General features: G+C 70.9%; 18 protein-coding genes. 3 read left to right on the top strand and 15 right to left on the bottom strand.

The window, feature by feature from the left end:
* Nucleotide 1 precedes the first annotated feature (1 nt).
* The 3 genes from qcrA to ctaE form a co-directional block, all read right to left on the bottom strand.
* The gene (gene qcrA / locus ACX80P_RS02180; RefSeq protein WP_459276382.1) at nucleotides 2–1024 is read right to left on the bottom strand and encodes a cytochrome bc1 complex Rieske iron-sulfur subunit; all 1023 of its coding nucleotides are present in this window, start codon (nucleotides 1022–1024) and stop codon (nucleotides 2–4) included.
* A gap of 69 nt (nucleotides 1025–1093) precedes the next feature.
* Nucleotides 1094–1885 carry a cytochrome bc1 complex diheme cytochrome c subunit gene (gene qcrC / locus ACX80P_RS02185; protein ID WP_459276383.1) on the bottom strand — a complete coding sequence of 264 codons (792 nt, stop codon included), beginning with the start codon at nucleotides 1883–1885 and terminating at the stop codon, nucleotides 1094–1096.
* Nucleotides 1886–1969: 84 nt separating this feature from the next.
* Entirely contained in the window at nucleotides 1970–2608 is a 639-nt protein-coding gene (gene ctaE, locus ACX80P_RS02190; RefSeq protein WP_459276384.1) for an aa3-type cytochrome oxidase subunit III, read from the bottom strand.
* 147 nt (nucleotides 2609–2755) lie between these two features.
* Here ctaE and trpD point away from each other — a divergent pair, with 147 nt between their 5' ends.
* Nucleotides 2756–3817 (top strand): anthranilate phosphoribosyltransferase, encoded by a 1062-nt coding sequence (gene trpD, locus ACX80P_RS02195; RefSeq protein ID WP_459276385.1) that lies wholly within the window; start codon nucleotides 2756–2758, stop codon nucleotides 3815–3817.
* Nucleotides 3818–3898: 81 nt separating this feature from the next.
* On the opposite strand, the gene ACX80P_RS02200 is transcribed toward trpD, so the two are convergent.
* The 4 genes from ACX80P_RS02200 to ACX80P_RS02215 form a co-directional block, all read right to left on the bottom strand.
* Entirely contained in the window at nucleotides 3899–4180 is a 282-nt protein-coding gene (locus tag ACX80P_RS02200) for an Lrp/AsnC family transcriptional regulator (RefSeq protein WP_459276386.1), read from the bottom strand.
* Nucleotides 4181–4214: 34 nt separating this feature from the next.
* Nucleotides 4215–4643 carry a DUF3054 domain-containing protein gene (locus tag ACX80P_RS02205; protein WP_459276387.1) on the bottom strand — a complete coding sequence of 143 codons (429 nt, stop codon included), beginning with the start codon at nucleotides 4641–4643 and terminating at the stop codon, nucleotides 4215–4217.
* A gap of 197 nt (nucleotides 4644–4840) precedes the next feature.
* Nucleotides 4841–5941, bottom strand: coding sequence for a glutaminase A (gene glsA / locus ACX80P_RS02210; RefSeq protein ID WP_459276388.1), 1101 nt, complete (start codon nucleotides 5939–5941; stop codon nucleotides 4841–4843).
* 85 nt (nucleotides 5942–6026) lie between these two features.
* On the bottom strand, nucleotides 6027–6272 hold the full coding sequence (locus ACX80P_RS02215; protein WP_459276389.1) for a LapA family protein: 246 nt from the start codon (nucleotides 6270–6272) through the stop codon (nucleotides 6027–6029).
* Nucleotides 6273–6660: 388 nt separating this feature from the next.
* On the opposite strand from ACX80P_RS02215, the gene ACX80P_RS02220 reads away from it, so the two are divergent.
* Nucleotides 6661–7815: a DUF998 domain-containing protein gene (locus tag ACX80P_RS02220; protein WP_459276390.1), complete on the top strand. Its 1155-nt coding sequence runs from the start codon at nucleotides 6661–6663 to the stop codon at nucleotides 7813–7815.
* A 47-nt stretch (nucleotides 7816–7862) separates the two neighbouring features.
* Nucleotides 7863–8852 (top strand): helix-turn-helix transcriptional regulator, encoded by a 990-nt coding sequence (locus ACX80P_RS02225; RefSeq protein ID WP_459276391.1) that lies wholly within the window; start codon nucleotides 7863–7865, stop codon nucleotides 8850–8852.
* Nucleotides 8853–8855: 3 nt separating this feature from the next.
* Here the strand turns inward: ACX80P_RS02225 and ACX80P_RS02230 are convergent, their stop codons facing one another.
* From ACX80P_RS02230 to ACX80P_RS02265, 8 genes are all read right to left on the bottom strand, one after another.
* Nucleotides 8856–9827, bottom strand: a complete 972-nt coding sequence (locus ACX80P_RS02230) for a helix-turn-helix domain-containing protein (RefSeq protein ID WP_459276392.1) — start codon at nucleotides 9825–9827, stop codon at nucleotides 8856–8858.
* 194 nt (nucleotides 9828–10021) lie between these two features.
* Complete coding sequence (locus ACX80P_RS02235) at nucleotides 10022–10594, bottom strand: MOSC domain-containing protein (RefSeq protein ID WP_459276393.1); 573 nt, start codon at nucleotides 10592–10594, stop codon at nucleotides 10022–10024.
* A 43-nt stretch (nucleotides 10595–10637) separates the two neighbouring features.
* On the bottom strand, nucleotides 10638–11906 hold the full coding sequence (locus tag ACX80P_RS02240) for an acyl-CoA dehydrogenase family protein (protein WP_459276394.1): 1269 nt from the start codon (nucleotides 11904–11906) through the stop codon (nucleotides 10638–10640).
* A 9-nt stretch (nucleotides 11907–11915) separates the two neighbouring features.
* Nucleotides 11916–13367, bottom strand: a complete 1452-nt coding sequence (locus ACX80P_RS02245) for an LLM class flavin-dependent oxidoreductase (RefSeq protein WP_459276395.1) — start codon at nucleotides 13365–13367, stop codon at nucleotides 11916–11918.
* Entirely contained in the window at nucleotides 13364–15073 is a 1710-nt protein-coding gene (locus ACX80P_RS02250; protein ID WP_459276396.1) for a dipeptide ABC transporter ATP-binding protein, read from the bottom strand. The genes ACX80P_RS02245 and ACX80P_RS02250 overlap by 4 nt, the downstream gene beginning before the upstream one ends.
* Complete coding sequence (locus tag ACX80P_RS02255) at nucleotides 15070–15978, bottom strand: ABC transporter permease (RefSeq protein ID WP_459276397.1); 909 nt, start codon at nucleotides 15976–15978, stop codon at nucleotides 15070–15072. The genes ACX80P_RS02250 and ACX80P_RS02255 overlap by 4 nt, the downstream gene beginning before the upstream one ends.
* A complete protein-coding gene (locus ACX80P_RS02260) occupies nucleotides 15975–16907 on the bottom strand; it encodes an ABC transporter permease (protein ID WP_459276398.1) in 933 nt (310 codons plus the stop codon). Before ACX80P_RS02260 ends, ACX80P_RS02255 begins: the two co-directional genes overlap by 4 nt.
* Nucleotides 16908–18569 (bottom strand): ABC transporter substrate-binding protein, encoded by a 1662-nt coding sequence (locus ACX80P_RS02265; protein WP_459276399.1) that lies wholly within the window; start codon nucleotides 18567–18569, stop codon nucleotides 16908–16910.
* Between the last annotated feature and the right edge of the window lie 70 nt (nucleotides 18570–18639).

Consider the following 18639-nt stretch of genomic DNA (forward strand, 5'->3'; position numbering starts at 1 on the left):
GTCAGCCTCGCTCCCAGAAACTAGGTCCTACGGGTTCTTGAAAATCGCTCGACGCTACGAGGTAACCCTCGTCGTCGACCTCGATGGGCAGCTGTGGCAGCGGACGGGCCGCCGGCCCGAAGATCACCTTGCACTCCTGCTCGAGGTCGAAGGTGGACTGGTGGCACGGGCACAGCAGGTGGTGGGTCTGCTGCTCGTACAGTGCTACCGGGCAGCCGACGTGCGTGCAGATCTTGGAGTACGCGACGATCCCGTCGTGACCCCAGTTCTCCCGCCCGGGGGAGGGGTTCAGCTCCTCGGGGTCCAGGCGCATGAGCAGGACGACTGCCTTGGCCTTCTCCTCGAGCTTGTGCTCGGCCTCGTTCAGGCCTTCGGGGATGACGTGGAACGCCGACCCGACCGTCACGTCCGAAGCCCGGATGGGCGTGCCGCTGGGATCGCGGGTCAGCCGGACGCCGGTGTCCCACATCGTGTGCTTCAGCGCGTTACCGGGCAGGGGCCCGAGGTCGCGGAAGATGACGATGGCCGGGAGCGGGGCGAGGAGCGCGGCTCCGAGAAGCGTGTTGCGGATCAGGGGACGGCGCTTGATGCCGGACTCGTCGAAGATGTCGTTCATGATCTTCTCGGCGTCCTGGCGGTCCTTCTCCGGACGGATCTCGTGGCGGCTCTCGGTGACCTCGTGGTCCGGCATGAGCGTCTTCGCCCAGTGCACGATCCCGACGCCGATGCCCAGCATGGCGAAGGCCGTCCCGAGCCCGAGCAGCAGGTTCTGGAGGCGCAGGCGCTCGATGGTCTGGTCGAGCGGTACGAAGAAGTAGCCGGCGAAGAACAGCAGCGTCCCGAGGACGGAGATGAAGAACAGCAGGGCGACCTGCCGTTCTGCACGCTTCTCCGCGCGCGGATCACGATCGGCGAGGCGCGGACGGTGGGGCGGGAGGCCCGGGTTCTCGAACTCGTCCAGGTCCCGGCCCGGCGCAGCGACGGTGACCGAGGTTCCCGGAGCACTGTGACTAGAGTCGGCCATGATCCCTCTTATCTTTCATTAGGTACTGCGAGTCTGTAAGTGATTCGTTCACGGAGCGCACGCGGATGGTCAGGAGGACCGCGACGTGAGCCACACGGTGAAGGCGATGATGACGCCGAGCCCGGCGACCCAGATGAAGAGGCCTTCGGAGACCGGACCGAGCGAGCCGAGGTCGGCTCCACCGGGCGAGCCCTGCTCCTCGATCGTCTTCAGGAAGGCGATGATGTCCTGCTTGTCCTCGGGGCTCACATTGGCGTCGTTGAACACGGGCATGTTCTGGGGGCCGGTGACCATGGCCTCGTAGATGTGCTTCTCGCTGACCCCGTCGAGGGACGGGGCGTACTTGCCGCGCGTCAGGGCGCCACCGGCCGCTGCCGCGTTGTGGCACATGGCGCAGTTCACGCGGAACAGCTCACCGCCGTTCGAGGCGTCACCCTCGGAGGTGTCCAGCATCTCCTCGGACGGGATGGACGGACCGGCGCCGAGCGAGGCAACGTACGCGGCCATCTGGCTGATCTGCTCGTCGGTGAACTGGACCGGCTTCGCCTGCGCCTGGGGGCCGTCCATCTGCATGGGCATGCGCCCCGTGCCGACCTGGAAGTCGACCGACGCGGCTCCGACCCCGACCAGCGACGGCGCGGCGTCCGACCCCGTCGCGCCGAGTCCGTGGCATGAGGCGCAGTTGGCGGAGAACAGCTTGCTGCCTTCTTCGACGTCGTCGGCGGAGAAGGTGGTGGTCTGTGCCTGTGCCTCGTTGGCGGTGCTGGCTGCGGCGTAGATACCGCCGGTGACGAGGAGCGCCATCAGGAGCAGCGCCAACGCTGCGAGTGGGTGACGCCGCCTCTGGGAGAGTGCCTTCACGGAGTGGTTCCTGCCTTTTTCGGAGCGAGCGCTGGGAGGTTCTTCACTGGATTCTACATCTAGTAGAAGACATTACAGGAGGAGCTATTGCAGGAAGTAGATGATGATGAACAGGCCGATCCACACGACGTCGACGAAGTGCCAGTAGTAGGAGGTCACGATCGCCGAGGTGGCTTCGAAGTGTCCGAACTGGCGGGCGATGAAGGCGCGTCCGATGATGAACAGGAAGGCGACGAGGCCGCCGACCACGTGGATGCCGTGGAAGCCGGTGGTGATGTAGAAAGCGGATCCGAAGGCGTTCGAGTTCAGCGCGACGCCCTCGGCGACGAGGTGCGCGTACTCGTAGGCCTGCACGGACACGAAGATGGCGCCCATGATGAACGTGAGGAGGAACCACTCGACCATGCCCCACCGGGCGAGCTGGAAGAGCCCGCCGGTCCTGCGGGGCTGGAGGCGCTCGGCCGCGAAGACGCCGAACTGGCAGCTGAACGAGCTCGACACCAGGATGATGGTGTTCACGAGCGCGAACGGCACGTTCAGCTTCTCGGTCTCCATCGCCCACATCTCGCTCGAGGTGGAGCGCAGGGTGAAGTACATGGCAAAGAGGCCGGCGAAGAACATCAACTCACTGGACAGCCACACCACGGTCCCGACGGAGACCATGTTGGGGCGGTTCAGCGCGGGATGCGGGGCGGCGCTGGGGGCTTGGGTCGCAGATGTCACAGACTCATTATGTCCCCATGATCAGCGCGATCACCAACGCGAACCTGCCGCCATCGAGGGCTCGCTGTACCGGGTGACCCGTGACGCCCGTCATTCCGCGGAAGTTCCCCGGGAGGACTTTCTACAATTCGTAGATAATCTTGGACCGTGAGCCTGACAACAAGCCCCGCCGCGGTGCAGCCCACCTGGCCGTCGATCTTCTCGTCCCTCCTCGGGGGGACCGATCTCAGTGTGGGACAGAGCCGCTGGGCCATGGACATGATCATGGCGGGGGAGGCCAGCCACGCCCAGATCGCCGGTTTCCTGGTCGCGCTGCGCGCCAAGGGGGAATCGGTCGACGAGCTCACCGGACTGGTGGAGGCGATGCTCGGCAGGGCGCACCGGATCGAGGTCGCCGGTCCCACGCTGGACATCGTCGGGACGGGCGGCGACGGATTGGGCACGCTCAACATCTCCACGATGTCCTCGCTGGTGGCGGTGGGCGCCGGCGCGAAGGTGGTCAAGCACGGGAACCGGGGTGCCTCGTCCGCGTCGGGTGCCGCGGACGTGATCGAAGCGCTCGGCGTGAGGCTCGACCTGCCGCCGGCGGACGTCGCCAGGACAGCGGAACGCGCAGGCATCACGTTCTGCTTCGCGCAGGTCTTCCACCCGTCGATGAAGCACGTCGCTGTGCCGCGGCGCGAGCTCGGCATCCCCACCGCGTTCAACTTCCTCGGACCGCTGAGCAACCCGGCCGGCGTCAGCGCGCAGGCGCTCGGCTGCGCCGATGCGAGGATGGCGCCCCTGATGGCCGGCGTCCTCGCGGCGCGGGGGATCCGCGCCCTCGTCTTCCGGGGCGACGACGGCAGGGACAAGCTGACGACCAGCGGGTCCTCGACGGTGTGGGAGGTCCGGGACGGCCAGGTGCGGGCCCATGAGGTGCACCCCGCGGACTTCGGGCTCGACGCCGTGCCCGTGGATGCCCTGCGCGGCACCGACGCCACGGGGAACGCAGCGGTCGTCCGGTCGGTACTGGGCGGCGGGACGGGGCCCGTCCGGGACGCCGTGGTCCTCAACGCCGCCGCCGGTCTCGTGGCGCTGGACCCAGCCGCGGACGGGGGCCTCGTGGACCGCATCGCCGCCGCCATGCAGCGTGCGCGGGAGTCCATCGACTCCGGCGCCGCAGCCGCGGTGCTGCAGCGCTGGGTCGAGGTCAGCCGCTCGTACTGACCGTCAGGCCGCGTCGTACCGATCGTCAGGCCGCGGCGGTCCGACCTGACGGGCCGGACCGCCTGCTGGGCAGCGGGGGTCTCAGCTGTCGAACCCCAGCGTGAAGGCCGCGTCGAGGTCGTGCTGCGAGTACGAGCGGAAGGCGATCTGTGTCGTCGTCGACCGGATCCCCTCGATCTTCGACAGGCGGTCCGCGATGACGTCCGCCAGGTCCTCGTGGCGGCTCACCCGGGCGACGGCGATGAGGTCCCACTCGCCCGTCACCGAGTACACCTCGCTGATGCCGGCGATCTCGGAGATCGCCTGCGCGCTCTCCGGGATACGGGAGGCGTCGGTCTGGATGAGGACGAATGCGGTGATCATGGCATGCCTTTCTCGGACTTAGGGGGACTCGGGCCTACGCTACCGGCCGGCGGCGATGCCGGATCCTGCGGCGGACGATGCGCGGAAGCACCAGGAACGCGCCGAGGACGAACAGCGTGACGACCTGGAAGCTGAACGCGACGCCCGCACCTGACAGTGCCCGCACCGTCAGGCCGGCCGCGGCGGTCACCAGCCACAGGACCACCCCGGTGGGCAGGACCGCGTCCGGGGCGCGCCAGGCCCGCACGGCCAGGACGGCGGCGGCGTAGGCGAGGAGGAACGGCCAGGCGGTGTCGAGGACGCCTGCCACGGTCACGCCGTGGTCGTGCGTGCGGCGCCCCGACCCGGCGAAGACGAGGATCAGGACGACGTCGGCGGCGCCCCACGCGACCGGGCCCCTCCAGGACCGCGCCGACCGGGAGGGAGAGGGGTCGGCGGGACGGAGGGGGGCGCTGCGGGGCATGGCACCAGCCTAGTGGTTGCCGCCGTCGTGTCCGTGGACCAGGTCGGACCGATCGTCCGCGCACCGGAGCGCGGCCCGGACGATCGACACCGCGCGGGGCGACCACCCCGAGCCTGTCTCCTGCCCGGCATGGGGACGCCGGACCTCGGGGTCCTCGAGGCCACCGACCGCCGAGGCCGACGGGCCTGTCCGCCGGCTCAGCCGGAGGCCTCCGTCGGGGGTGCTGCCGGTGGTTCCGGGACGGACGCGAACACATCGAGGCCCAGGCTCCGGGACAGGGTCCGCGTGGCGTGCTGCCCGCGGACGCTGGTAGCCGCCGCGTCGAGTTTCGGCGAGTAGGTGGCCATCCCGCCCTTCCCCGGCGCCACGGTGACGATGCCACCGGATACGCTGCTCTTCGCCGGCAGCCCCACCTCGTAGAGCCAGTCGCCCGAGCGCTGGTACAGCCCCGACGTCGCCATGACGGCGAGGGTGTCCCGGCAGACGGCCGCGTCGACGACCCGCTCCTGCGTGATCGGATTGACGCCGCCGTCCGCCAGCGTCGCGCCCATGACGGCGAGATCCCTGGCCGAGACGAGCAGCGAGCACTGCCGCGTGTAGATGTCGGTGGTGAGCAGGGGATCGTAGGACAGGCGCCCGTAGCTCCTGAGCAGTGCCGCGAGCGCACGGTTCCGGTGGTTGGTGGCCGCCTCCGATTCGTAGACGTCGACGTCGAGCAGCAGCCGTCGTCCGGCGAAGCGGGACATGCCCTCGTGGAGGAACTGCCACTTGGCGGCGGCGGAGTCGCCGGGGGCGAGGCTGATCATCACGAGCGCCCCCGCGTTGACCATCGGATTCGCGGGGCTTCCCCCGTTGAGCTCGAGCGCCATCACCGAATCGAAGCCCAGCCCCGTGTTGTTCACCCCCACGGTCTGCCGGACCGTGGTGTGGCCGATGGCGTCGCAGACCAGGGCGAACGTGAACGCCTTCGAGATCAACTGGATGGAGAACTCGTCCTGGGCGTCGCCGATCGAGTACGAGGTGCCGTCCACCCCGCAGACGCTGATGCCGAACCGGCCCGGATCGGCGGCGGCGAGAGCCGGGATGTAGTCCGCCACCGCGCCGTCCTCGATCGCGGAGTAGGTCGCATAGGTGGCGCGCAGGAGCTCGCTCACCGTCGGGCGGTCCGGGAGGTGCCCGGTGGAGGCGAAGGTGGTGTCACCGGCGGGGTCGTCGGTGCGCACCGGGTTGAGCAGGTCGAGGGGCCTGTCGTCGCCGCCGTCGACCGGTCGCACCACGATGGTCGGGTCGGGGGTCATGGCCTCCTCCTGGTGCCTTCCGTCGTCCGCTCTCCGCCGTCGTCCGGGCACGCGCCATCCGGGCCGGGCCGGGTCCGGGGCGCGACTACGCCGACCGGCGGCGCAGCATCCAGCCGACGACGATACCGATGACGGTCGCCACCGTGAGGGTGATCCACAGGGGGAGCGACACCGTGAGGAACAGCAGTGAGATGCTCGTCACCGCCCTGTTCTGCGCGATGAAGATCACGGCGAGGACGACGAGGACGATCGCCGTGATCTGCTGGCCGGTGAGCCGGCGCCGCGGCGCATTCGCCCTGCTCGTGCCCTTGACCTCGTTCCGACCAGTCATGACGATCCCTCTCCTCCATGGTCATGGTTCCGCCGGCTCCCGCAGCCGGCCGGCTCCCAGTATGTCCCGCTGCCGGGTGCACGGAACGTCGCCCGACGCCGATTTGCCCTCCTGCTGGCGCGGATCACCCTTCCCGGGTGTGGGCGCCACGCCGCGCGTGGCCGAAGCTGGCGGGAAGTCAGGGGACGCACGGGAGGCAGCGGCACCCAGGGGCCGACTCGCCGGCAGGGGACCCGCCGTCGACCCCGTGCAGGGCAGGAGCACTCCTATGAACGTCGGCAGGACACACCGCGCTACGACGGCGCGGCAGCTTCGGAATCGCGGAGCAGCGTCACCGGCCCCGGACGGGTCGGCGGAGGACCGGTCGACCGCCGGTCCGGTCTCGCCCGTGAGGGTCGAGACGGAAGCCGCGGTCTTCGCGGCAGCGGCGACGGCGGCGTGCACCCTGGCGGCCCTGGTCCTCTTCGACGGCAGGCCCTCCCCGCTCTGGGGTGGCACGTCGATCGGTCTTGCGACGGCAGCAGGTGGGTTCACGACCGGTCTCGTCTCCGGCGTCGTGGGCTACTGGCGCTCGAGGAACCAGCCGGGCCACGACTGGCGGCACGTGCTCCCCACCTGGCGGGTGCTCCTGGACGGACTGTCGATCGCCCTGGTGCACGCCTCGATCACCGCCACGGCGTCGATCGGGTTCCTCCTGCTGCACCGGAACTTCGACGGCCTGCGTATCGACCCGTCGGCGGCAGCGGTGATCGTGGGTCTCGTCTGCGGACTCGCGGTGTACTGGACCTACACCTCGGTGTTCACCCTCACCCTCGGGAGGCTCTACGGTCTCTTCGTCGCTTTCGTGACGCTCAGCGTCGTGGCCAGCATGGTGACCGTCCAGAACAGGACGTGGTGGGAGCACAACTTCAGCAGGCTCGGGGACGCGAGCGAGCGGTCGGGCGGCCTGTTCAACGTGACGCTGGTGGTCGCGGGCATCTTCCTCACGACATTCGCCCTGCATCTCCAGCGGGAGCTGCGGCGCCTGTACGGACGCCGTGTGCTGCGCCGTGCCGGGAGCGCGGGTGTCACCTTCGTCAGCATCACGACGAGCGGCATCCTCCTGGTGGGCGTGGGGGTGTTCCCCTCGCACGGCAGGGGACTGCTCCACATGACGTGCGCCATCGGGATGACGATCTCCTTCGCGTCCCTGATGATCCTCAGCCCGGTGGTCCTCACGGGGTTGCCCGCCTGTTTCCACGGCGGAACGTACGGGTTCCTGGCCGCCCTCATCACGTGCACGATGCTGTGGAGTCCCGTCGGCTACCTCAACCTCGCTGCGTACGAGCTCTGCACCTCGTTCATCATCTTCTGCTGGATCGCGCTCCTCGTCCGTTTCCTCGACGCGCTGGCCGCGACGGAGCCGTCGGCTCCGGGTGGAGGGAGCACCGACGGCGACGACGGGCTCGCCCCGGCCGGGTTCGACGCGCTCGCGGCCTCCCCGCGGGAGGTCGGTTCCCACACCCTGCCGGGCCTGGTCGGGAACCCGGCCGTCGTGCCGTAGGCCCCAGGGGCGAGCACAGGCCAGACTCTGCGGAAAGGAGCATTCCGGTGGTCCATGGAACGGCGACGGACGATCACGACGCATGGGTGGACGTCCCTCCCGGGCTGTTCGCGGCCCTCGTGCTCCGGGCTGAGGCCGGGCACCCAGGGGCCGACGCGGAACCGTCGATCGTCCACGCGGGCGTAGCCGTCCAGGCGCCCCAGGGTGAGGAGCCGTTCCTCGACGGGCGGGTCCGCCGGGTGGGAGGCATGATCGTGGCGACGACGGGCCAGTCCCCGCTGAGGGTCTCGACGACCCGTGCCGACCTGCTGGGAATGACCTACCTCGGATTCCTCGTGCGCGGCGGTGCCGAAGCACGGGCACCCGGTGTGACCCCCCTGCGCATCCACCAGGGCGAGGTCGTCATCCTCACGGAACCCGTCGGCGTCGTCGTGGAGAGTCGGGCGCCCGCGCGGTGGGTGCATGTACTCGTCCCGACCGCCAGACTGCAGGAGCGCGGCGTCCCGGTCCGTGCCGGTTCGTGCGAGAAGCGCGACGGCGCGCTCGTCGCCCCCGTCGCAGCCTTCGCCGCTGCCCTCGTGGACGGGCCGGAGGACCCCGGCGCCGTCGGCGACATCATCGCGGCACGGGTCCTCGAGAATCTCGTGGTGGCGGTCTGCGGCGACCCGCACGACGGGGCGGGCCCACGGCTCGAACAGCGCCGTCGGGTGCGGCGCGCGGCGATCAACCTGATCGACGAGAGCTTCAGCGATGCCCTGCTCACCCCGGCGGCCATCGCCGAGGGCGTCGGCGTCTCCCTGCGGCAGCTGCAGCGCTGTTTCGAGGGAAGCGGGACGACCATCGCCACGGAGATCGGCAACCGGCGGACCGAGAACGCCCGCATGCTGCTCGCGGCCCCCGCATCCCGTGAGCTGACCGTCACGGAGGTCGCGAGGCGGTCGGGGTTCTCGTCCGCCTTCGAGCTACGCTCGCGGGTCCGGGCGAGGTACGGCGTCCCACCCTCGGAACTGCGGCACCCCGGTCCCTGGGACGGGTGACCGTCAGGCCGAGGCGCGGAGGTCTCCGGTGACGGGTGGTTGCCGGTAGCAGGACATCGGTACGCCGAAGTGCCCTTCGAAGGCGGCGCGCAGCTGATCGACCGAGGAGAAACCGCAGCGGAGGGCGATGCTCAGGTCCGAGCGGTCCTGGCCGGTGACCGCGGTCAGGAGGAGCGCGGCGCAGTCGCTGCGGGCGCGCCTGATCTCCATGGCGAGCGTTGTTCCCGATCCCTCGAAACTTCGCTGGAGGTGCCGCAACGACACGTGCAGTTCCCGTGCGATCCCTGCCGGTCGCAGCGCTGGATCCGCGAAACGGCGGTCGACGAGGCCCACCGCGCGCTCGCGGAGGAGCTTCCTGAGGGCCGTTCCGTCCACCCTCGGGGAATCGGACTCGAGCAGAGCTCCCACCAGGAGTTCGACGAGACTGCGTTCAGCGGCCCTGGACGTCGTCGCATCCCGCGGGCCCGGAGCCGACCGCAACAGCGCGTAGGCGAACTCCCCGAGCGGCACGGACAGGGACCCGCCCGGACATGTTCGGGGCGCGCCGCCCTGCAGCCGGAGCCCCCGCGCCGTGAGCACGTGCGCCGGCAGGCGGAGAAGGATCATCACGGCGTCGTCGCCGTCGTGCCCGACGCGCAGGTCTCCCTGCACGACGGCGAGGGCGCCACGCGGGAGGGCGAGCAGGGGACCCGCCCTCCCGCCCAGGACGACCGGTCCGCTGAGCGGGATGACGGCCTGGAGCCGCGACCCTGCCGGTTCATGTGCCTGGAGCGTACGGACGGCGGCCGCCGGAAGGCAGGCGACCATCACCTCACCCACACTCAGAGCACGGTCCGCGATGCCGGGCGCCGGAGCACCGATGGCCGGTGTGCGGGATGGCCCTGCACGGTGCGGCTGCGGGTCCTCGGGGAGCGCGTGGGCCATGGGACGGCCGGGCGGGACGTGCCGGGCGGGTGCTGCTGCTGATGCGGGCACCAGTCGGCTCCTTTCACGGAGCGTCCCCGGCCCCGCAGCTGGCCGCAGGGGGCGGGGATCGCGACCTCCGGTCCGGTCCCGGTGGCTCTCTCCCAGCGTGCGACGGCGCAATGCGCCGGGGATCACCTTCCGCGGGTGAGCGACGCCGGGGGGGGTGGAGCCGGCACCCCGGGCTCCGCGGGGCGGGGGGTTCCTCACGGCAGCCGGGAGGGCCTGAGGACCGAGGGCATGTGCGCCCGCGCCGGGTCCAGCGGCACGGGGCTGACGAGGACGGCCGGCCCCCGGTGGAGGGTCCCGCTGTTCAACGGCCGGCACCGCAGCCCGCCCCGGCCGCGCATCGCCGGATGGGCGCCGGGCGCCAGGACACGGTCCATCCATGCGCACGGGTGGGCGTGCCGGCCCCCGTGGAGGGCGACGCTCCCGTCGGCGCCCTCGAGGGCGAAGTCGGAGCCGATGAGCGGCGTGAGCTCCGCACCGCGGAGGACCACGTTCCGGCGGGTGAGCAGCGGATCGAAGGGGCCCACCCCGAGGTCCGACGCGATGGCGTCCAGCGACTCGATGGCGAACAGCGTGACGGCGGCGTCCATGTGGGCCGCCTTGCCGAAGAAGCGGTCGCCCACGATGCCCTTGCCCGCCACGACCTCCGCGCGGTGCGCGTCGACGGTGACGACGTCGGCCGCCCCGTCCCGGGCGCGCCCGAAGTAGGCGTGCCCGGGGGAGATGAGCAGGTGCAGGATCTCGACGTCGTACCGGAACTCGTGCGTCATGGTCCCACGCTAGCCGGTCCCGCCGGGACCTCCGCCGTCGGGTTCACGCACTCCCGGGCTGTGGCTCACGTTCCCCGTGGACGGCCCAGTAGCCCAGCGACCGGGCCTTGTAGATCGCGGGGTTGTGCGAGGAGATGGTCCGCGCGTTGCGCCAGTGACGGTCGAGCGACCGGCCCGTGGAGGTCGCCGACGCCCCGCCGACCTCGAACAGCTGGGTCGCCGCTCGCAGCGACTGGTCGACGGCGACCAGCTGTGCCTGGCTGACCGCGATGTCGGCGGCATCGACAGCCGCCCGGGCAGCGTCGGGGTCCCCGGTGTCGTCGCAGCCCGGAGGGTCCGTCCGGAGCAGCCCGTACGCGGCGTCCAGGAGATCCGCGGCTGCGAGGGTGACGGCCTCCGCCGCGAAGGCGCGGCCGGCCAGTTCCCCTACGACCTGCAGCACCTGGGGGTCCTCGCGCGGGAGCGGCGTCGTCGCGTTGACGTAGGACCGCGTGCGTGGCCGGACGAAGGCCGCCGCGTCCTCCGCCGCGGCCCGGGCGATCCCGGCGAGGGAGGTGACGAGCACGAGCTGGAAGAACGCGTGGACGTGGCTCGGCGCGTCGGGGGAGAAGGGGCGGACGTTCCGCGGATCGACGCGAACGTCCGTGAAGTGGGTGGTGCCGCTGCCCGTGAGGCGCTGGCCGAAGCCGTCCCAGTCGTCGATCCGCTCGACGCCGGGAGCCGTGGCGCGCACCGCGTACCCCACGCGTTCGCCGTCGTGCACGGTGCTGCCGGCGATCCAGTCCGCGTAGAGACTGCCGGTGCTGTAGTACTTGGTGCCCGTGAGATTCAGCGCCCCGTCCGGCGGGTTCGGCGACGTCAGCGTGGTGCGGATATCCCGCAGCGACGTCCCGGTGAGCTCGCTCGAGGCGTTGCCGACCATGGTCCCGGCCGCGATGTCGAAGAGCCACCGGTCCCGGTGCGCCGACGACGGCTGGAGCAGGGTCCCTTCGACGTAGGCGAAATGGCCGCGCCAGAGCTGCGTGAGGTTCGAGTCCGCCGCCGCCAGATCGGTGAGGAGGGTGACGAGCTGGCGCAGGGACACCCCGGACCCGCCGTACTCGACGGGGACGCGCAGGGCGCCGAACCCCGCGTCCTTCAGGGACGCGACCTCGTCGAAGGGCAGCGTGCGGTCCCGCTCCCGGCGGGCCGCTCCTGCGGCGACGGCGTCGAGGATCGGCCGGAACCGCTCGCGGAGCGCCGCCGTGGAGGGCGGCACGCCGGGCGGCGCGGGCTCGCCCGTCGGGGACTGGTAGGTGGTCGTCGTGGTCATGGTCGCCTCCTAGGCGTAGGACGGGGTGGCAGGGTCGGGTGCGGCGGGGAGACCGGGAGGAGCGTCGAGGGAGACGGTGCCGCCCAGGTTGGCGCCTCCCCGGTAGCGCGCGCCCGGATGCTGGTCGAAGAGCCTGGTGGTGCCCGGACCGAACAGGCGTTCGCGGAGGGTCGACTCCTCGTAGGACCTGCGGTACAGGCCGCGCTTCTGCAGTTCGGGGACCACGAGTTCGACGAAGTCCTCCGCGGTGCCCGGGGTGAGGAACTGGCGCAGGTTGAATCCGTCGAGGTCCGTGCCCTCGGCCCAGCGTTCGATCTCGTCGGCGACCTCCGTGGGCGTGCCGATCGCCACGAAGGGGCCGCGGTCGAAGCGCGTGATGCGCTCGAGGGCCTCCCCGACGGTGGTTCCCGCCGGGTGCCGCCGGTTGCTGGGCTGCCGGTCCCGGCCCGGCCGGTCCTCACGGGCGAGGATGTCGTCGATCACCTCGTCGGGCCGGTAGGCCGCGAGGTCGATCCCGCCGCCTCCCGCGTGGGCGAGGTAGCCTTCCGCGCTGGAGAGTCGGCGGTACCCGTCCGCCTTCCGCCGGGCGTCCTTGGAGGTCCGGCCGACGATCACGACGGCGCTCGCGAACGTCTTGAGGTGATCCGCGCCGCGGCCGTTGGCGACGGCGAGCCGTCGGAGGTCCGCCACGTTCTCCCGGTAGGCCGCCGCGTCGCGGCCGCCCACGAACACGCCCTCGGCGTGGCGGGCCGCGAAGGCCTTGCCCGCGACGGAGCTGCCGGCCTGGAAGAGGACCGGGGTGCGCTGGAGCGAGGGTGCACTGAGGTGGGGGCCGGCGACGGAGAAGTGCGGACCGCGGTGGTCGACGTAGCGGACCTTCGACGGATCGGTGTAGACGCGCCGCTCGCGGTCCTCGATCACGGCGTCGTCGTCCCAGGACCCTTCCCACAGCTTGTACAGGACGTCGAGGTACTCGTCCGCGATGGCGTAGCGCTGGTCGTGCTCCACCTCGTCGGCCAGCCCGAAGTTCCGGGCGGCGTTGGGGAGGTAGGACGTGACGATGTTCCAGCCGAACCGCCCCTTGGTCAGGTGGTCGAGGGTGGACGCGCGCCGGGCGAAGGCGAACGGTGGCTCGTACGTCGTGGAGAACGTGGCCGTGAAGCCCAGGTGCTTCGTCGCCGCGGCCATCGCGGGGATGACCAGCAGGGGGTCGTTGCTGGGGATCTGCACGGCCTCACGCAGCGCCGTCTCCGGGCCGCTGCGGTAGCCGTCGTACGTGCCGATCACGTCGGCGAGGAAGACGCTGTCGAAGAGCCCGGCCTCGAGCAGTTTCGCGGTCTCCACCCAGAAGTCGAGGTCGTTGAAGCGGTGCCGGTTGTTCTCCGGGTGGACCCAGAGGCCGTGGGAGATGTGCCCCACGCAGTTCATCTCGAAGAGGTTGAAGGCGAGCTGGCGTGTCATGAGCGGGAGGTGTCCTTCCGGAGGGCGGGGAGTGCGGGGATGGCGCTGATGAGCCGGCGCGTGTACTCGTGCCCGGGATCGTCGAAGACCCCGGTGACGGGCCCGTGGTCGAGCACCACGCCGTCCTTCATCACCAGCACGTCGTGGCTGACGTGCTGGATGACGCCGAGGTCGTGGGAGATGAAGAGGTAGCTGAGGCCGAAGACGTCCTGCAGGTCCGCCAGGAGGTCGAGGATGCGGGCCTGTACCGTGACGTCGAGCGCGGAGACGGGTTCGTCGCAGATGATGACCTCCGGTTCGGCGGCCAGGGCGCGGGCGATGGCCACACGCTGCCGCTGGCCGCCGGAGAGCTCGAGCGGCCGGCTGCGTGCCTTGTCCGCGGACAGGCCGACGAGGTCGAGCAGCTCGACGACACGCCCGGACCTCGCCCGCCGGGGCGTTCCCGCGGCGGCCGTCGCCTGACCGATCACCTGCCGCACCGTCTTGCGGGGATCGAAGGAGTGCAGCGGGTCCTGGTAGATCATCTGCACGGACCTCCGCGCCTCGAGATCCCGTGACGCCCGGTGCTGGGCCCAGGTGCGCCCGTGGACGGTGACCGTGCCGGCATCGGCGTCCTCGACACCGAGGGCGATGCGCGCCACGGTGCTCTTGCCGCTGCCGGATTCACCGACGATCCCGAGGGTGGTACCGCGCTGCAGCGTGAAGGACACGCCGTCGACCGCGGTGCGGCGGCTGCCGCCCGGCCCGGCGAAGGTCTTCGTGAGCCCCTCGGCCGCCAGGACGGGCGGGCCGGGAGCCGCTGCCGCACCGACGGTCGAGGTGGTCGTGCCGCTGCCGGGCGTCGGTCGGTCCTGGATCGTCAGGCGCCGTCCGCGCGACGAGCGAGAGGGGATCGCCGCCAGCAGGCCCTGCGTGTAGGGGTGGCGGGGGTCCTGGAGGACGGCCTGCACGCTGCCCTCCTCGACGATCACGCCGTCGCGCATCACCGCGACGCGGTCGGCGAGGTCCGCGACGACGGCCAGGTCATGGCTGACCACGAGCATCGCCGTCCTGGCTCCCTTGAGATCGCCGAGCAGGCGGAGGACCTGCGCGGCGATCGTTGCGTCCAACGCCGTCGTCGGCTCGTCGGCGATGAGGAAGCCCGGGTCCGCGGCGATCGCGGAGGCGATGAGCGCCCGCTGGCGGAGCCCGCCGGAGAGCTGGTGCGGGTACTGGCCGGCCCGGATCCCGGGATCCGGTACGCCCACCGAGGCCAGGAGTTCGACGACGCGCCCGCGGCGTGCGGCACGGTCGAGGTCGCCGTGCAGGCGCAGGACCTCTCCCACCTCGTCGCCCACCGTGCGGAGGGAGTCGAGGGAGGACAGCGCGTCCTGCAGGATGAATCCGGCCTCGCTGCCGCGGATGCGCGTCCACTGGCGTTCGCCCCACGTGGAGGCGTCCTGGCCGTTGAAGCGCTGCATGCGGGACCGGACCTGCGCACCCGGTCCGGTGAGGCCCACGAGCGTCCGGGCGGTGACGGACTTGCCCGAGCCGGATTCACCGACGAGCGCGAGGCACTCGCCCGGCCGGATGGACAGGCTGAGGTCGTGGACGACCTCGCGGCGGGTCGGTCCGTGGCCGAAGGCGACGGAGAGTCCTTCGAGTTCGACGACGGGCGTGTCGATCGCGGTCGGCGGGACGGTGGTGGACAGGTCGGTGGAGCTCATGGGAGCCTCCCTTCGGCACGGCGGCGGAGCTCGCGCCCGAGGACGGTGATGGACAGGACGGTGGCGACGAGGAAGGCGGCGGGGAACGTGATCATCCAGGGCGCGTTCGAGATGAAGTTGCGCCCGGCGGAGAGCATGGCACCCCATTCCGGGGCGGGGGGAGGCGTGCCGAGTCCGAGGAAGCTCAGGGACGCCCCGGCGCCGATCGCCGAACCGACGCCGATCGTCGCGAGGACGAGGACGGGGCGGATGACGTTGGGCACGGTGTGCGTGAGGAGGATCCGCCAGGCCGGCAGGCCCAGTGTCCGTGCGGCCTCGACGAATCCGGATCGCCGGACGAGGTGTGTCTGCGCCCTCGTGAGGCGCGCGTAGTAGGCGACGCTGCCGGCTCCGATCGCGAGGATCGCGTTCTCCGTGCCGCCGCCGATGATCCCGATGACCACGAGCGCGAGGAGGATCTCGGGGATGGCGAGGGTGACGTCGAGGAACCGCATCACGGAGGCTTCGACGAGCCGCCCGTTCAGGCCGGCGAGGAGGCCGATCGCCGTCCCGCCGACCAGGCCGATCGCCGTCGCGCCGATCCCGATGAACAGGGAGGTCGCCGCGCCGTGGACGATGCGCGTGTAGTTGTCGGCCCCGGAGTCGTCCGTCCCGAACCAGGCGCCGGCACCCGGTGCCTCGAAGCTCCGGGCCGGATCCACCGCGTACGGATCGGCGGGTGCGAGCAGGCCCGGGGCGAGGACCGCGGCCGCGAGCCACAGGAGGAACGCGGAGGAGAGCAGGATGCCGGGACGGAAGCGCCACCGACGCGGTGTCCTGGCAGGACCTCGAAGGACTGCCCGCTGTGCGGGGGGTGCGGCCAGGGGTGCGATGGCAGGCGGGAGGGTGCGTGAGGCGATGCTCATGCCGTTACCACTTTCGGGTCGATGAGCGTGTACAGGAGGTCGATCAGGAGGTTCACGACGACGTAGACCGCAGCCGCGAGCAGGACGATCCCGATGATGACCGGCAGGTCCTTGTTGTAGACCGAGGCCAGGGTGAGCGACCCGATACCCTGCCGGCTGAACAGGGTCTCGACGACCACCGACCCGCCGAGCAGTGCGGCGACGACGAACCCGGACATGGTCAGGACGGGGATGGCCGCGTGCCGGAGGGCGTGCCGGATCCGGACCGGGAGGTCGCGCATGCCCCGTGAGCGGGCCGTCAGGATGAATGGTTGCTCCAGGACGCCCTCGAGTTCGTTCCGGAGGACCTGCGACAGCGTCCCGAAGATCGCCAGTGCCAGGGTGAGGGCAGGGAGCACCAGGGCGGCGATGCCCTGGTTCCCGCCGATGGGGAACCAGTGCAGGGTGAACGAGAAGACGATCAGCAGCGCGAAGCCGATGATGAACGTCGGCGTCGCGGCGAAGACCACCTCGATGCCGGAGACGATCGACCGGATCCAGGGCGCCCGCTGGGCGGACAGCACGGCGACCGCGAGCGTGAGGGGCAGGGCCACGACGACGGCGGCTGCCGCGAGTGCCGCCGTCGCGCCGATCTGCTGCCCGATCGCTTCCGTGACGGGAAGGCGCAGCCGGTAGGACTGCCCGAGGTCGCCCTGCAGGAGGTTCCCGAGGTAGCTGCCGTACTGGACGGGGAAGGGCTGGTCCAGGAGGTAGTCGGCCCGGACCTGCGCGAGGGTCTCGGCGGTGGGCCGGGCGTCGGGACCGCCGAGGATGAGCAGCGCCGTGTCGCCCGGGATCAGGTACACCGCGAGGAAGGTCAGCGTCGCGGCGCCCCAGAGGACGCCGACGCCGACGGCGAGTCGCGTGAGGACGCGTCGGAGCACGGCCACCTACTCGGCCTTCCACGCGTAGGTGAGGACCGGCACGGGGTGCGAGGTGTCCACCGCGACGTCGCGCACGGTGTTCGCGTAGGCGAACTGGCTCGGGTTCTCGTACAGCGGTACGCCCGGCACGATCTCGAGCAACCGGTGCTGGGCCTTCGAGTAGGCCTCCTGTGCGACGGGGCCGTCGTCGGCCTCGCGGGCCGTCTCCAGCAGGTCGTCGAGGTGCGGGTCGTCGACGTGGGACGAGTTCTGGCCGATCCGCTCACCCGTGATCTCGGAGGAGTGGTAGCGGATGAACAGGACGTCGGTGGTGTTGGTGTGCCACACGCCGGCCAGGGCGTCGTAGTCCCCCGCGTAGCGGAGTTCGGTGAGTTGCGCCTGGGGGAGCTGGTTGATCCGGAGGTCGAAGCCGACCTTCCGCGCCTCACCCTGGAGCTGCACGAGCAGCGGGCTCGGCGTGGAACTCTCCACCGTGGGCACCTCGACCGTGAGCCGCTTCCCGTCCCTGGTGCGGAAGCCCTCGTCGTCCCGCCCGGTCCAGCCGGCGTCGTCGAGCAGTTGGTTCGCCCGCTCGGGGTCGTAGGTCAGGACGCCTTCCACGGACGGGTCGTAGTACCTGCTCTCCTTCGACAGGAAGCCGTCGATCGGGGTGTAGGTGCCGAAGCCGAGGCTCTCCGTGACGGCTTCCGTGTCCACTGCGGCAGCGAAGGCCTGCCGGACCGCGAGGTCGTCGAACGGCGCACGGTTGAGGTTGAAGCTGAGCACGTAGGGGCTGCCGGTGCGGGGCAGGTTCTCGTAGGTGAAGTCCGGGTCCGCCTGCACCGCGGCGGCGTTCTGCGGTGCGAGGTTCTCCGTCAGGTCGTACTGGCCCGAGACGAGGGACTGGTGGCGGATGACGGGTTCGCTGACGAGGGTGACCTCGACGCCGTCGAGGTACGCCTCACCGTCACCCTCGAGCCACTCGGGCGCCCAGTCGTAGCCGGCCCGCTTGGTGTAGCTGATGCTCTGGCCCGGCTTGTAGTCGGCGACGGTGAACGGGCCGGTACCGATGGGCTTCTGGCACAGCGTCTCCGGCGACTCGGCGATGGCCTTGCCCGAGTTCATGCCGAGCCACGACTGCGCGAGCGTGTAGAGGAACGGCGTGTAGGGGTACGCGAGGTGGGCCTCGAAGGTGTACTCGTCGATCACCGTCCCGTCCACGTACGGGGCGATGTACGCGGCGGCGAGGGGGGACTTCGTGGCGGGGTCCCTCATGTGTTCGAAGTTCTGCCCGAGGACCTCGGCGTTCCAGGGCGAGCCGTCGCTGAACGTGACGCCCTCCTTGAGGTGGAACGTGTAGGTTCTGCCGTCCGGGGAGACGTCCCAGGACTCGGCGAGGTGGGGTGCGATGTCCCCGTCCTCGTCGAGCGTCACCACGTTGTCGTAGATGAGGCGGCCGAGGAACTGCTGCTGGGTGGCGGAGATGCCGTGGCCGTCGAGGCAACCCGGCTCGGCCGAGATGGAGACGTCGAGGATGCCGCCGGACACCGGCTCGGCGTCCGGCGCCGACGAGGAGTCCGCCGGGCCGGCGCAACCGCTGAGCAGGACCGCGACGGTGACGGCTGACAGCGCCGTGAGATGCCGGAAGAGCGGCTGATTCCGGGCAGGGGGAATTACTGATGCATTCATGGGGAATTCCTCGGGGACGTTCCGGCGCAGCGCGCAGCGCAATGCGTCGGGAAATGAAGAGAAAGGGGGC

The organism is Arthrobacter arabinosi (genome assembly GCF_054511115.1).

Coding starts and splice junctions, on each gene's coding strand:
- ACX80P_RS02265 (WP_459276399.1), bottom strand. CDS start 18,569: ATGAATGCATCAGTAATTCCCCCTGCCCGGAATCAGCCGCTCTTCCGG.
- ACX80P_RS02235 (WP_459276393.1), bottom strand. CDS start 10,594: ATGACGCACGAGTTCCGGTACGACGTCGAGATCCTGCACCTGCTCATC.
- qcrA (WP_459276382.1), bottom strand. CDS start 1,024: ATGGCCGACTCTAGTCACAGTGCTCCGGGAACCTCGGTCACCGTCGCT.
- ACX80P_RS02250 (WP_459276396.1), bottom strand. CDS start 15,073: ATGAGCTCCACCGACCTGTCCACCACCGTCCCGCCGACCGCGATCGAC.
- glsA (WP_459276388.1), bottom strand. CDS start 5,941: ATGACCCCCGACCCGACCATCGTGGTGCGACCGGTCGACGGCGGCGAC.
- ACX80P_RS02205 (WP_459276387.1), bottom strand. CDS start 4,643: ATGCCCCGCAGCGCCCCCCTCCGTCCCGCCGACCCCTCTCCCTCCCGG.
- ACX80P_RS02240 (WP_459276394.1), bottom strand. CDS start 11,906: ATGACCACGACGACCACCTACCAGTCCCCGACGGGCGAGCCCGCGCCG.
- ACX80P_RS02200 (WP_459276386.1), bottom strand. CDS start 4,180: ATGATCACCGCATTCGTCCTCATCCAGACCGACGCCTCCCGTATCCCG.
- ACX80P_RS02245 (WP_459276395.1), bottom strand. CDS start 13,367: ATGACACGCCAGCTCGCCTTCAACCTCTTCGAGATGAACTGCGTGGGG.
- ACX80P_RS02255 (WP_459276397.1), bottom strand. CDS start 15,978: ATGAGCATCGCCTCACGCACCCTCCCGCCTGCCATCGCACCCCTGGCC.
- ACX80P_RS02215 (WP_459276389.1), bottom strand. CDS start 6,272: ATGACTGGTCGGAACGAGGTCAAGGGCACGAGCAGGGCGAATGCGCCG.